Origin of the sequence: Paraburkholderia sp. 31.1, assembly GCF_014397645.1 — a bacterium.
Taxonomy (GTDB): Bacteria; Pseudomonadota; Gammaproteobacteria; order Burkholderiales; family Burkholderiaceae; genus Paraburkholderia; species Paraburkholderia tuberum.
In genome coordinates, this window is record NZ_VZQN01000018.1 from 56,021 (window position 1) to 69,148 (window position 13,128).

A 13,128-nucleotide genomic window follows, 5' to 3' on the forward strand; every position below is an offset into this window, starting at 1 on the left:
GAACGTACGTCGTTACGGGTGGATTAAAGCAACAAAACTGGAGACGCAATGAAACTGAAATGGGTAGCTGCGGCCGCGGTGGCCGTCCTTGGAAGTCCGGCCTATGCGCAGTCGTCGGTGACGCTGTACGGCGTCGTGGATTCCGGTCTGCTATATCAAAGTACCTCGGCGGCCTCGTTCAGCCCGACGGCGAAGAATCTGGGCAAGGTATATCGCTACAAGGACGGCGGGATCTACGCGAGTATCTGGGGGCTCAAGGGTTCCGAGGACATTGGCGGCGGCTATCACGTCAACTTCAAGCTGCAGGGGTCGTTCGACAGCGGCACCGGCAAGTTCGGCCTGGCGGATACGCCGGGCGCGGTGGCGCAGTTCAACCAGTTCGCGACGCTCGGCGTGTCGGGACCGTTCGGTACGGTGAACTTCGGTCGCCAGATCGTGCCGATGGCCTACGCGATGGCCGATACCGACGTGCGGGCGGGCCAGTATTTCGGCAGCATCCTGACGGCATGGCTGGGCATGAACCAGGCCGCAGGCTGGTCCGGCACCAGCACCAACGGACCGATCGGCGCGCTGTACGACAGCAATGCGATCGTCTACGAGTCGCCGACATTCGCCGGCGTGTCCGCAGCGCTCGAATATGCGCCCGGCGGTGTGGCAGGCAGCTTCCAGGGCGGCACGCGCGAGTCCGCCGTGCTCAAATACTCGAACTATGGCCTCAATCTGAGAGCCGTCTACTACAACGGTCACGACACCAATCCCGGACCGACGACGGTGCCCACCGGACTCGCCAACAACCGCCTCTACTACCTCGGGGCGCTGTACACCTATCACGCCTTCTCCATTTCCGCGTCATATTCCAACGGCAGGAATCCGGCGCACGCGAATCTGGTCAACCTCGACCTGTATTCGGCCGGCCTCGGCTATCAGTTCTCACCGGCATTCAAGCTCACCAGTGGCGTGTATTACCTGAAGGACGCGAACAATTCGGCCAACAAATCGCTCGAGGTCGCCGGAGGCGCCGAATACAGTCTGTCCAAGGCCACTTTGCTCTATGGCCAGGTGGGTTGGGTGAACAACCACGGAGATATGACGCAGACGATTACGTACGGCCAGCCCGTCGCGCCGGGCCTCGGGACGACGGCGGTCATGCTCGGGATACGCCACTACTTCTAGGGATCCTCCGTATTGGGCTCGAAATGAAGACCTCTGGCCGGTGAAGCGTGCCGGCTCGCCACGCGGTAGCAGAACAGCGATTCCAACGGGGATCCCGCAAGACTTAGGAAGACTGGAGAAAGCAATGAAGGTAATCAGGGCACTCAAACTGGCGGTCGGCGCACTGATCGTGACGACATGGATCAATGCATGGTCCCAGCCTGGCGAATCGGGCAGTGGGCCAGCGTCAACCGTCATGGCGTCGCCGGGCAGCGGCGCTTCGGCGAGCTCCAGACAGGCTGATCGCGCGCTCGGCAGGAAGGTACGCGCTGCGCTCATGAAGGACAAGGAGATCAGTGCTTCAAACATCAGTGTCCGTGCGAGAGGTGGCGCGGTGACGCTGTTTGGCACGGTGCCCGATGCAGCGCAGATCGACAGGGCGGCCGGGGTTGCCGAAGCCGTGCCGGGCGTGACAACCGTGAAAAACAATCTGACACTCAAACGCGTATTCGGCCAGTAAGTGGTCATCCTAAGTAAGTCCGGACCGCTGCCAGGCTTGCACCGAAGCGACACCGCTCTGCCTACGACGTCAGTAACGCCCTACCTTGAACGGATCTCGGCAGCACAGAGGTCGCGCTGATGTGTGGCAATCTGCCATGTGTTTCCCCACGGATCTCTTACCGTTGCTCGCCTGTCGCCGTATGGCATGTCGGTCGGAACTTCGAGTGAGATCGCATTCGCCGCAATCGCTCGCAGGTAGGTCGAATCGGCGTCCTCGACGTAGACATACAGAAATGCCGGCATCGGATCGCGAAGGCCGTCTGCGCCGCTAACCATCACGACGGAATCGCCGATCATGATTTCGGCAGGCCGCCCGTGACGGAATTCGCCCTGTGCCTGAAACACCATCTTGATGAATGTGATCAGGTTTTCCGGATCCCGTACGACGATTCGGGGCGTGACGGTACGCCATCCATCGGGCTGAAATTTAGCCATCTTGGGCAGCCTCGGAAGAGATTCGCAAGGGCATTGTCCTCCGGGCGCCGGATGTCCGCAAAGGGGGGCGAACTCGGCCGAATCGGCATCCGGCTCGGTTCGTCGGCCAGAAGCGGAACTATGCAGCGGCCTCGGAAATTTCTCGTAAGCGGACGATTCCGGTCACGCGAGATTGATTGATCTGGTGAACGACTGCGAGTAGTGTCGCCAGAATCGGAGGACGGAAAGTCAGATCCGAGATACCAGAATGAGCGTCATCTAAGAGCTCGACTCAGTTTCAGGCCACACGGTGTATTTGTCTTGGAAGGGTGGAAGCTATGGCACATGAGCGACAGACCTGCACCGGTGCGCAGCTAGGAACGTGGAAGCTACAGTCCTTCACGACTGAAGACCTGGCCACCGGCCAGAAGACCGATTTGTTCGGCGCTCGCCCAAGCGGTTATCTCAGCTATGGTCCCGACGGCCGGATGTACGCAATTCTGGTCAATGAGGGACGAAAGGCGCCATCCGATCTGGTTCCTACCGACGCCGAACGCGTCGATCTCTACAGCGGGTTTAGCTCATACGCGGGGACCTACAGCATAGAGGGCGACAGGGTTAGTCATCGTATTGATGCATCGTGGAACCAGTCGTGGACAGGAACGACCCAAGTGCGTCAGTTCAGAATCGACGGCAAGTACTTGTACATTAAGACGCTGCCCGACAGGAACCCATTAACTGGCAAGGAAAGCACTTCCGTGTTGGTCTGGGTTAAGGTCGAGTAGAGTGGAAGCACGCCGGGCGTTCTCAACCCATACTTGACACACACGAGAGGCGACCACTCCCTTCCGCGCGCTTTGCGCGTGTTGGAGCGAGCGTTTTGAATGGGCGTCTGTTTTCGCAGATTGGCAACGACTGCTTGCGGCGGTGGCGAAGGACCGCACGGGTCGACTTGCGACGATCCTCCGCTGCGGGCCGGCAAGCGGTTCCATCGAACTATTGCATCGACCGGTTGAATCCGCCGACCGATATCCGAACGTTGCGATATGACAGCGCCTCTTCATCCAAAAAAACCGTCTTATTTTCGCTCGAAATCTGTCACCATTTCATGCGACACCGACCGTGAGCGTAGCGCTGGTCCTGCATTGCGGAAGTGTGTCCTAACGGGAGAGTCCTGATGAGCAAGAAGTCCGAAACGAGCGGTAAGAGTGGCGCGAATGAGTCGACCGCTGCGACGCTGGCCGCGCTGGCGAATTACATCAGTGAATTCGTCATCAATGGGACGCTCGACACCAGATGCGCCGCGAAACTAGTTAAGCGCCTGAGAAAGGAAGCGGAAACCATTTTGGAAAATGGAAGCGCGACAAAGCTGGCACAAAAGGATCTTAAGAAAGCGTTCGACACGGTTGACGCTGCAGTCCAGGACCACGATGCGAAACTGCTGGTCACAGCTAACGCAGCACTACGTACAGCAGACGAGGAGAAAAAGGCGGAAAAGTAGCACTGAAGACTCGCACGCCTTGACGCCGTAGTAGCTGCGTCCTCCGCCAAAAGCTGTCTCTCGCGCAGGAGCGTCCGCGTGACTGCTGGTGCTGATCAGACGTTCGGCGAAGTGTCAAAAGGTCTCTTGCGACAAGCCGAGCTACACAAATCGGTTCACCGGCGCGTACGGCTCGAAGTATCGATCCATCACGCCGATGCACGCATTCAGGCTATGTCCGGCGCATGAATGGCAATGTAGGCGTTTCATGTCTCACCAGTCCGCCCCGCGCCCTCATCCAAACCGAACACAATAAGCAGGCGGCAAATGCGCTGAAATCAAATGCCAGCTTTCGCCGCCGTCGTCGGACGTCCATAGCGCGCCGGTGGTCGACGCCATTGCGAGGCGCGTGCCGGAGTCATCTACAGCGAGCCCGTGCCGATACACGAGGTCATACGCCGGTGCAGGCGGCAACCCGTTCGAGAAACGCTCGAACGTGCGGCCGCCGTCGCGTGTGCGCGTGACGACGAACTGGCCGTCCACCGGGATCCGGCACTGGTCTTTCACGGCGGGCACAAACCACGCGGTGTCCGGCTCGCGCGGATGCACGGCAACCGCGAAGCCGAAGCTCGATGGCTGCGCTTCGATCCGCTGCCAGTGCGCCGCGCCGTCGGTCGAGCGGAAGATCGCGCAGTGATGCTGCGTCCACAGCGCTTCTGGATTTGCGGCGCATTGCACGACGCGGTGCGGGTCTTGCACGTTGGCATCGCCGCGCCGCTCCGGCGGCATGTAGTCGGCCTCCATGCCTTCGGCACTAACGCGCCAGGTCGCGCCGCCGTCGGCGGTTTGCCAGACGCCGCCACACGACACGCCGATCGTCACGTGCCGGCTGTCGCGCGGATCGACCATCACGGAATGGATGCCCGGCGCGTCGTAGCCGCCTCCGAACCATTCTCGGCGCTCCGGGCGATCCCACAGCGCCCGGTTGAGCAGCCATGTGTCGCCGCCGTCGTCGGAACGGAAGAGCCCGCCGGGAATCGTGCCGGCCCACAGGACGCCCGGCTCGTCCGGGCCGCCGGTTTCGAGCGACCAGATTTGCTGGAGCGTCCAGGCAGGAGCCGGCGGGCTGGGCACGGCGGCGCTCGCATTGTCCGCGCTCGTGTCCGCGCCGTCACCGGCATGCGTCTCGTCGGCAGGCTGCGGCGGGTAGACGGGGACCGCGCACTCTTCCCAATCCTCTATGCCCGCGCGCCGGCGATGCAGCTTCACGCCGAAGTGGCCTAGATTGAGCGCGGCATACAGCGAACCGTCGCGCGGATCAGGCAGCACCATGCTCACCGGCTCGCCGACGAAATACGGCTCACCGAGCGTCCAGCCGCCCTCGCCGTCGGCTTGCAGAACGAACAATCCCTTGCGGGTTGCAACAAGCAATCGATCGCTCATGTGGAGTGTCTCCTGTCGACCCGAGTTGGCGCTTTAGCGCTTACTCTGGTCCCATGCAAAGCTCGAGTAAGAGTGGAACCTTCTTATCCGCCCGACAACGCCTGTATGACGTAAACCCGGCTTTCCTCGCCGAGCGCATCGGACAGATGTTGTCGGTCGCGCACCGGCCGGCCGTCGACAAACACGGCGAGATGTCTTCGCAGTGAGCCCTGATCGTCAAGGATGTAGCCGCGCAGTCGAGGTTGCGCGGCGAAGACGGCCTTCAGTGCTTCGCCGAGCGTGCCCGCGTCGATCTCGCGCTCGGGCGTTGCGATATGCCGTTGAATCGAAGCAGCGAAGAAGATGTGCGCCATGGCGGGTAGCCGAGCGGGAATGGCCTGTTCGTCGATTCTGCAGTTTAGACGATCCGCCGGGTGCTTCGGGGCATCGCCATACAACAGACGACAGGTTGCGCCTCCGAAGCGGCCGTTGCGGTGTCGCGAGTCCGAAAGTCGGCTCGGGGTCGCGTGCCGCCGAACGCATCGAGCATCATTGACCAGATACAAACGTTCGCCGCTTGCCCGAATCGTTGCAGCCCGCGTTCTCAAGTCTCGCGATCGATTTCGCGCGGGCTGCAAGCGTCATTACTGGCCGGTTGCGCTCTTCACTGCGCATTGCCCGACGATACTCTCCCCGTCACTGAATTTGAACGTGACGGGAACCGTCGAACCGACCGTCAGCGGCTTCTTTTCCTTCTCGAACATCACGTGATACCCCCCCGGCGCGAACGCGAGTGTCCCGTTGGCCGGGACGGTCACCTTGTCGACCATGACCATCTTCGACGTGCTCCCGGTAGTCTGCGTCTGATGCAGCATGGACATCCCGAACGCATCGGTGCTAACACCTTCGAGATCGACGGGCTTGTCTCCCATGTTCATCAGCTTGAAGTAGCCGCCGGACGGCACGTCGCCCGGCATCGAGCGGATCCAGCAGTCGGACACCATCATGGCGCCCGACGAAGCGGCGAAAGCGGTTAGCGAAGCAGCCGCGAGCGGCAGCGCGATAGCCAGGCGGAAGAAGGGGTGGTGCATGGCATAACCTCCTGTTCTACGTTAAGGAAAATGTGATGGGTTGGCGGGACGTACGTCGCGGCACCGGGGCGCCGCTCGATCGTCATATCGGTCGCATGTCTACATGGTCGCTCCGCTATCCGCCCGTCGGCGACGTATGGCCCAGCACCGCAGCCAGCGCAAGTATGGCTAGCATGACGAGCGCTTCGACAGAGACAACGCCGTCGAAGCGGCGTTGCGCGGCAGGGTAGTCCGGATCGTTCCGCTCGGCAAGCACGAGCAGATCGGGCAGAATCGCCATCCGGTTCCAGCCGCCGAGCAATGTCGCCAGGACCACACATGCAAGCTTTGCGGCGAGCAACCGGCCCCAGTGTGTGCGCAACAGCGGCGCGCTGGCCTGCGCCGTGTCCTGAACGGCGTTGTAGAAACCGGTGACGAGAACAAACACGAGCGCAGCCGTCGCCAGATGAGACAGCGCCGAGCAGAACGCAGCCCTCCGGCCGGGCGGACGGCCTGGTTCGCGTTCGAGCCGGCGCAGCAGGATCGCGGCGACGATGACACTGCCGGCCCAAAGCGCAGTCGCGGAAAGATGGACGACGTGAATCGCCTCACGCCACGAGAAGTCGCCGGAGTCGGCCGCATGGCTCGCGGCTGCCTTGCCCGCGACCCACAGGACGAACCCCGCAGCAAAGAGCGCTGAGCCGCGCTCTTTCTTGAGGCCACTCAATGCCGCGAGCAGCGCGCCGGCAACGCCGATCGACCATGCCTTACCGAAGTGGGACTGCGTCAGTACTGGGGCGATAGCCGAACCAGCTTCACCGAGCGGCGAACCGCTCATGATTGCGGCCTGAAGCCAGAGGTACGCCAGGGCGGTGAGAGCGAGTGCGACTGACGCGACGGTCCGCCAGACTCGCGTCGTGTCTTGCCCTGGCAATCCGCTACGCGCGCCCAGGACGCCGCATGCAAGAGCGCCGGTAGCGACGGCAAACAGAATGTCCTGCATCGCGGCCAGTGCAATCTGGGCGACGACGAGCGGATCCACCGTTACTTCACCGTGAACGTGTAATGCCCCTGGGTGCGATGGCCGTCGTCGGCAACGGCGACCCACGAGACGGTATAGGCGCCCGGCACGAGGGGATTTAGCCCTACCGACATGTGCTTCCTGTTCGACGGGTCAACCGCAGCTTTGCCGCTCGTCACGGACTTGCCTCCCGAGTCGGTGACGGCGATCGAGCTGAAGGCGGGCTCCAGACCATCGTCGAAATCGATCGCCACGTCCTTCTGCGAGGTCGTGACGGTCGCACCGGCCCCCGGCGCCTCCTGGGTCGGGTAGGCGTGCGCCTGCGCGAGATTGCAGCCGGCGATCATCAGCGCGGCGATGGCCGCGCGTGCAATCGTGTGCAGTTTCATGAGAGGACTCCTTACACGTTAGAACAGCGGCTTGCCGAGCGTTTTCGGCGCAATATCGTCGAAGAAAAGATGGGCCTGTACCAGGATGCCCACATGCGAACCGCTCGCGCTGTTGATTGGTATCTGGGCTTCGACACCGAACTGGCCATAGCGGTTGATCCAGATGAACCCTGGATTGATTGTGCCAGTGGTTTGGCCCTGACTTCTCGATAGCGGAAACTCGACGATGGGAACAATGTTCGAGAGCGGCTGCGGCAAGCCGAAATCGTGCACCTGCTGCTGCAGATAGGGCAGGCTGTACTGGACCGTGAAACCATAGTCGAAAGAATTGGGCTGACCGGCCCCGGTGGTCAACGAAGGCCCAGCTTCGGCGGTAATGGCAACGGGTCGGAGATAGGCCAGTGAGTCGGGCAGATCGCCCATACCCTTGCCCACGTAGATCGTCGGCGAGATGGTCGAAAAGCTGTCCGCAATCGCGTGGCTGCCGGTTCCACCCAATTCCGCATGCACCCCGACTGAAGTCATGAATTCGTGCGGGGCGTTCACATACAGCAGATACTTCAGGCCGACTCCAAAGTTATCGAACCCGCGCGCAGTCGGATTGTTCTGCATCACGTAAGCGCCGTCGACGGACAGGGCAAGCCTTGACGTGATCAGCTTGTCGTACTCGAAGCTGAACGTATTGATGCTTTGATCGCCGTTGTCTCCAGGAACACGCTGATGCCCGTATTCGAAGTTAGCTTCATCGCCGACACCTGGATCATCGACAGCCAACGTTGACGGAAAGACGCGGTCGCCCGCGATGGCATGGGCAGCGGCTGGCGATGAGGCGAGCAGGAGCGCAGTTGCGGCGAACGAGATCGTTGCCGTGGCGAAGAAGGGTTTCCCATGGCGCAAGGTATTGGTATTCATGTTTCATCCATTGATCGAGGTCGTCATCGCGCCGCCGCGTGTCTGTGAAGAGACACGACGACGCCTGGCGATGCGTTCGTGCACGGCATCGCCACCAGGGCTCAATTCAGGATGAAACGGGGGGCGCGCGCGGCTGGGCGGATGCCAGCGGTTCGACGCGACGGATGCTCTCGAACCGCGTCGCAACGCGATGCTGGATGGCCCAGACCGTGACCGCAAATTCAGGCTGGACGCTCGGCAGTACGGGCGTGTGCGCAATCAGGTTGCAGTAGCCGCAAGCATGCCAGTGAGCAGCCAGCGAGTGGGAGGTGTCCTCGTTGCCCGGCGGATTGCCTGGAGTCGAATGTGCGGAGCAGAGCGAGGCTGAAGGAAGCCCAGCCTCGTTGCGGTCAGCCAGTGCGTGTGAAACCGTCGGCGCGAGCGTTGCCATCAGGATTGCCAGCAATCCCAGATAGGAGCCCAATTTCCGGCAGAAGCAGCTCAGCATAAGGCCGACGATTCGATATTGGTCTGGTGAAGGTGAATGCGGCGCATTATGCCATGTGTTGTTACTTGCAGGCATCGACCTATGACAGCTTGCCGCGTTGCCGGAAATCTCAAGTAGCCCTGGAATGAGACGCTCGCAGGCCGCGCCTGACTGACTCCTGAGGGTCGACAACAGCCGAGCGCATCGGGTGGTAGCCGGCCCATCTCCAGCCATTCGCTCGCGTGCGCCCGCGCGTGCTCTATCGGCGGTTCCGCAGTAGCCAGCGGATGTTCACGCTCGTCGCGTCATCAGCCTTAATCAACAAATACCACAGGGGCAACAACTGCGGCGCAAAGGTTGAGCGTTGCCGGGAATTCCGATCTGAACCAGTTCTTCAAGCATTTGCTGATGGGTCTTCGGCTGGCTCGAGTGAGCAAAAACCGCCACAGCGACGGCGCCAGCCACGGCGACCACGAAAGCTTCAACGAACGATTTCATGGGCCGTGGGAGCAAGGTGGCCGAAATGCATCGGCGTCGGCAACCTCACCAAAACTGAGCCAGCTACAAACCACCTCGGTGGGCAAAGCAGATCTTTACTTCTCCCGATCGACCGCTCAAACCGACTCCCGCAGCACCAGCTGATGCTGCAGGATGCGCGACGCTGGGCGTTGGCCGTCGAGCAACGCCAGCAGCATTTCGGCCGCCGCGGCGCCCAGCTCGACCATGGGCTGGGCCACGGTCGTCAGCCCCGGCTCGAAGATGCCAGCGATGGGCACGTCGTCGAAGCCCATTACCGCCACGTCGTGCGGCACCCGCCGGCCGGCTTTGCTAAAGCCCTTGATCGCGCCGATGGCCAACGTGTCCGACACGGCGAACACGGCGCTCGGTGGATCCACCACCGCCAGCAGCTTTGCCGCCGCCTGGCTTCCGGCGGCGTAACTATTGTCGCCAGTAACGCAGACAAGCTCGGGCGCAGGCGCGAGACCGGCGCGCAGTAGTGCCGCGTCATAGCCCTCGCGGCGCTGACGCGCATACAGGAAGCGCTCATCGCTGGTGATGAAGCCGATGCGCCGGTGGCCCTTGTTGATGAGGTACTGCACGGCATCCGTACCGGCCTGGCGGTGGTCGATGCTGACATAAGGCACGTCACTACCGGGCAAGAATTCCGAGCAATTGACCCATGGCTTGCCGTTCGCCGCCTCGCGCCGGGCTGCCGGGTCGGACTGGGCAACACGGCCACGGCCCCGCCAATGGCACGCCCAATGCGGCCCGCATCGAGCGCGCTGTGGGCGTGCTGGACATGGCCATGGCGTTGCGTCGAGGTCGGCCGCATCGCGCGAGCGGCGAACTGGCGTTACACGTGCTGGAGGTGCTGGATGCCTTCGAACGCTCGTCGCGCGAGGGGCGGCACGTCGATATCGAGACCGTCGTGCAGCGACCCGTCGTCGTGCCATTGGGTCGAGGCGAAGAGGTGTTTCTCGCCGACTGACTCACCTGACTTCCGCAGTGATCAAGCCGGTTGCGACGTAATCCGACTGCGGCCATCAGACCACGCCCCGGCTGATACAGCTCGCGCGACTCACCTCGCCGCCGACTATCCACGACCGGGCACAGCCGCGCCATCGCCGTTGCTGGCCGTCGCCGCGTCGCGCGTCTCGGGCATCGCCGCCCACACCAGCAGCACCGCGAGCGCACCGGCCGCCGCGAGACCGAAGAAGCTCACCGTGTTGCCGAAACGATCGGCGACGAAGCCCGCCGCCGTCGTGCTCAACGTCGCGCCGATGCCGGCCGCGAGCCCGAACAGGCCGATACACAGGTTGTAGCGGCCCTTGTCGCCGGCGACGTCGGCGGCGATCAGCGGCAGCATCACGCCGAACACCGCGGCGCTCAAGCCGTCGAGCATCTGCACCGGCACGAGCAGATAGGGGCTGCTGATGCCCGCGAACAGCAGCGCGCGGATCGGCAACGCGGAGAAGCCGAGCAGCAGAATCGGCCGGCGGCCCCAGCGTTCGGCCGAGCGCCCGACCCACGGCGACATCATCGCGACGATCGCCTGCGGCACGATGATGCATGCCGCAATCACGAGCTGCACGTTGTCTCCCATGCCGGCCGTCACTTCGCCGGCGGCCAGGTTCAGCATCGCCGCGTTCGACAGATGGAACAGCACGATGCAGGCGGCGAACAGCAGCATGCGCTTGTCGCGCAGCAGCTCGCGCAGGCTTTCGCGCCGCTCGAGCTGCTCGGGGGTGGGCGCCGCTTGCGGCAGCTCGATCGTGTCGGTGCGCTGGATCATCGCGAGCGCGATCAGCGCGGGAACCGCGAGGCCCGCGGTCAGGACGAACACCGCGCGCGGCGAGTAGTACTCGCCGAACAGTCCCATCAGACCGGCCGCGACCGCGCTGCCGATCGACGCCCAGCGCGCATTGCGGCCGAGCCGGTCGCCGAGATTCGCGCGACCCACCAGCGCGAACGAGATCGCCGCGAGCGCCGGCGTCAGCATGCAGCTCGCGAAGCCGTGGAACACCTCGGCGGCGATCACCGGCAGCACGGTCGGGCTGATCGCGAGCAGCATCGCGCTGAGGATGATCGCGCCGATCGCCCACGCGGCCGCCGCTTTCTTGTTGCGCAACGCGTCGACCGCGGCGCCGCCGGGCACCTGGCTGACCATCGCGCTGATCGTGCCGACCGACAGCACCATGCCGATCTCGCCCTGGGTCCATTTGTGCGATGCGAGGTAGGACGCGATGAACGGCCCGAAGCCCGTCTGCACGTTGGCGACGAAGAAGTTGAGCCAATCGAGCGCGCGCAGACTTCGCGCCGTGACCATAGTACGGACCGTCATCGGACCGCCCGTGCGTTGGAAACCGCGACGGCCGACGACGCGGCCGGCGGCGCCGAGGCCGCCGGCGCGGCGCTGGCGGCAGGCTGCGCGGGCGGCGCCGGCGACACCGCGCGAATCGGCTTGTCGCTCGCGTAGAGCGGCGTCGCGTTGATCTGCGCGTCGCTCAGATCGATCTGCGGATGCAGTTCCTTGTCGCGCGTGACGAAGCGCAGCGCCGACCAGTTCGCGGCGATCGTGCGCCGGTCGGGGCTGACCAGGCCGCCGACGTCGAGGACGATCGCCTGCGGCTGCGCGTTGCCGTCGATCAGCACGTCGACCACACGGCCCACCTTGGCGCCGTTCGCGCGCTCGACGGTCGCATCGAGCAGCGGCAGTTCCAGCGGGTTCGATTTGTTCGCGGTGCTCGGCACGGCCGTCGGGTTCAGCGTGATCGGCGGCCCCTTCGCGGTCGGCGTGAAGTGGAACGCGCCCCACGGGAAGTTCACCTTGCGGTCGCCGACGCCGAGGAAGCCCTGCAGATTGACGACCATCTCGCGCGGCTTGCCGGCTGCGTCGGCGATCATGTCGACCGCGCGGCCGACCACCTTGCCGTCGGGCTTCTGCACCTGGCTGTCGAGCAGCGCGCGCGCGTCGCTGCGCTCGATCGTGCGCAGCACGATCAGCGGCGGCGGCGGCGGGGGAGGCGGCGGAGCCGGCACGACAACGGGCGGCGGCGGTTCGACCTTGTGCGGCTTCACGACCGGCTTCTTCGGTTTCTTCGGCTCCTCGGGCCCCTCGTTCGCCTCGCTCTCGACCGGCTCGGGCGCGGACGCCGCGACCGGCGCGCTTGCCGGCTCGACCGGCATCACCGTCGCATCGACGATCGGCGCCTGCTGCGTACCCCACAGCAGGCTGCTGCAGCCGGACAGCGCGGCGAACGCGAACAGCGCGGCCACGGTGCACAGCCAGCGGAACAGTCGAAGCACATCGAGCGAATCAGGCGAATCAAGCGAATCGAGCGGGCGAAGCGATCCAAGCGGTCCAAACGGGACAATCGGCAGGCGCCCGGCGGGGCGCGGAAAACCGCCAGTCATCAGGAAAAACTCCACGGGCAGGTGCGGACGGGCGCGATGAGCCGCCGCGGTTGGATGGGGTACGGCCCAGAGTTTAACCTGCGCTGCCGCGCGGGCAGCCTTTCGCCGGTTGCGTTACAGGCGGTTTCGCCGATGCGCTGGCGGTATGGCGCTGCACGCCGCGTGCCTGGAACGCGATCGCCGGGGTGGGTTCGGCGCGTTTCGCGGCTGCCCGTATGCCGTAGGTGTATACGCGCGCAGCGCTCGCGTGAGCGACCGTCGCGCAAAAGATATAAGTCGCGCGACATGTCCGGCATGCCATTCATGCGATTGGACACATAGTTCGC

The 13,128-nt window shown here is 63.7% G+C and carries 17 protein-coding genes; 5 read left to right on the plus strand and 12 right to left on the minus strand.

Going from position 1 to position 13,128, the window contains the following annotated elements; genetic code table 11:
* The first annotated feature begins 48 nt into the window (after positions 1-48).
* Together F6X37_RS15905 and F6X37_RS15910 are read left to right on the plus strand one after the other, a co-directional pair.
* Positions 49-1,173 carry a porin gene (locus F6X37_RS15905; protein WP_090803927.1) on the plus strand — a complete coding sequence of 375 codons (1,125 nt, stop codon included), beginning with the start codon at positions 49-51 and terminating at the stop codon, positions 1,171-1,173.
* A gap of 124 nt (positions 1,174-1,297) precedes the next feature.
* Positions 1,298-1,672: a BON domain-containing protein gene (locus F6X37_RS15910; protein WP_187611993.1), complete on the plus strand. Its 375-nt coding sequence runs from the start codon at positions 1,298-1,300 to the stop codon at positions 1,670-1,672.
* An 80-nt stretch (positions 1,673-1,752) separates the two neighbouring features.
* On the opposite strand, the gene F6X37_RS15915 is transcribed toward F6X37_RS15910, so the two are convergent.
* A complete protein-coding gene (locus F6X37_RS15915) occupies positions 1,753-2,148 on the minus strand; it encodes a VOC family protein (RefSeq protein ID WP_187611994.1) in 396 nt (131 codons plus the stop codon).
* 317 nt (positions 2,149-2,465) lie between these two features.
* Between F6X37_RS15915 and F6X37_RS15920 the strand changes: the two genes are divergently transcribed.
* Together F6X37_RS15920 and F6X37_RS15925 are read left to right on the plus strand one after the other, a co-directional pair.
* Positions 2,466-2,912 (plus strand): lipocalin-like domain-containing protein, encoded by a 447-nt coding sequence (locus tag F6X37_RS15920; protein ID WP_187611995.1) that lies wholly within the window; start codon positions 2,466-2,468, stop codon positions 2,910-2,912.
* Between the two features lie 392 nt (positions 2,913-3,304).
* Positions 3,305-3,628, plus strand: a complete 324-nt coding sequence (locus F6X37_RS15925) for a hypothetical protein (RefSeq protein WP_090803934.1) — start codon at positions 3,305-3,307, stop codon at positions 3,626-3,628.
* A gap of 273 nt (positions 3,629-3,901) precedes the next feature.
* Here F6X37_RS15925 and F6X37_RS15930 read toward each other — a convergent pair whose 3' ends face one another.
* The 9 genes from F6X37_RS15930 to F6X37_RS15970 all read right to left on the minus strand — a co-directional run bounded on the left by F6X37_RS15930 (position 3,902) and on the right by F6X37_RS15970 (position 10,032).
* On the minus strand, positions 3,902-5,050 hold the full coding sequence (locus F6X37_RS15930) for a WD40/YVTN/BNR-like repeat-containing protein (RefSeq protein WP_187611996.1): 1,149 nt from the start codon (positions 5,048-5,050) through the stop codon (positions 3,902-3,904).
* A gap of 83 nt (positions 5,051-5,133) precedes the next feature.
* Complete coding sequence (locus F6X37_RS15935; protein ID WP_187612042.1) at positions 5,134-5,403, minus strand: MoaD/ThiS family protein; 270 nt, start codon at positions 5,401-5,403, stop codon at positions 5,134-5,136.
* Between the two features lie 270 nt (positions 5,404-5,673).
* Positions 5,674-6,120 (minus strand): copper chaperone PCu(A)C, encoded by a 447-nt coding sequence (locus F6X37_RS15940; RefSeq protein WP_244145121.1) that lies wholly within the window; start codon positions 6,118-6,120, stop codon positions 5,674-5,676.
* Between the two features lie 115 nt (positions 6,121-6,235).
* Positions 6,236-7,141, minus strand: a complete 906-nt coding sequence (locus F6X37_RS15945; RefSeq protein WP_187611997.1) for a CopD family protein — start codon at positions 7,139-7,141, stop codon at positions 6,236-6,238.
* Positions 7,142-7,143: 2 nt separating this feature from the next.
* Positions 7,144-7,509 (minus strand): copper resistance protein CopC, encoded by a 366-nt coding sequence (locus F6X37_RS15950; protein ID WP_187611998.1) that lies wholly within the window; start codon positions 7,507-7,509, stop codon positions 7,144-7,146.
* Positions 7,510-7,527: 18 nt separating this feature from the next.
* Positions 7,528-8,421 (minus strand): hypothetical protein, encoded by an 894-nt coding sequence (locus tag F6X37_RS15955; protein ID WP_187611999.1) that lies wholly within the window; start codon positions 8,419-8,421, stop codon positions 7,528-7,530.
* A gap of 106 nt (positions 8,422-8,527) precedes the next feature.
* The gene (locus F6X37_RS15960; RefSeq protein WP_090803944.1) at positions 8,528-8,908 is read right to left on the minus strand and encodes a DUF2946 domain-containing protein; all 381 of its coding nucleotides are present in this window, start codon (positions 8,906-8,908) and stop codon (positions 8,528-8,530) included.
* 297 nt (positions 8,909-9,205) lie between these two features.
* A complete protein-coding gene (locus F6X37_RS37960) occupies positions 9,206-9,385 on the minus strand; it encodes a DUF4148 domain-containing protein (protein WP_187612000.1) in 180 nt (59 codons plus the stop codon).
* 116 nt (positions 9,386-9,501) lie between these two features.
* Complete coding sequence (locus F6X37_RS15970) at positions 9,502-10,032, minus strand: substrate-binding domain-containing protein (protein ID WP_410451369.1); 531 nt, start codon at positions 10,030-10,032, stop codon at positions 9,502-9,504.
* 140 nt (positions 10,033-10,172) lie between these two features.
* Here F6X37_RS15970 and F6X37_RS15975 point away from each other — a divergent pair, with 140 nt between their 5' ends.
* On the plus strand, positions 10,173-10,376 hold the full coding sequence (locus tag F6X37_RS15975; RefSeq protein ID WP_262419943.1) for a hypothetical protein: 204 nt from the start codon (positions 10,173-10,175) through the stop codon (positions 10,374-10,376).
* A 105-nt stretch (positions 10,377-10,481) separates the two neighbouring features.
* On the opposite strand, the gene F6X37_RS15980 is transcribed toward F6X37_RS15975, so the two are convergent.
* Both F6X37_RS15980 and F6X37_RS15985 read right to left on the minus strand, forming a co-directional pair.
* Entirely contained in the window at positions 10,482-11,729 is a 1,248-nt protein-coding gene (locus tag F6X37_RS15980) for an MFS transporter (RefSeq protein WP_187612001.1), read from the minus strand.
* Entirely contained in the window at positions 11,726-12,802 is a 1,077-nt protein-coding gene (locus tag F6X37_RS15985) for a PRC-barrel domain-containing protein (RefSeq protein WP_187612002.1), read from the minus strand. The genes F6X37_RS15980 and F6X37_RS15985 overlap by 4 nt, the downstream gene beginning before the upstream one ends.
* Positions 12,803-13,128 lie beyond the last annotated feature (326 nt).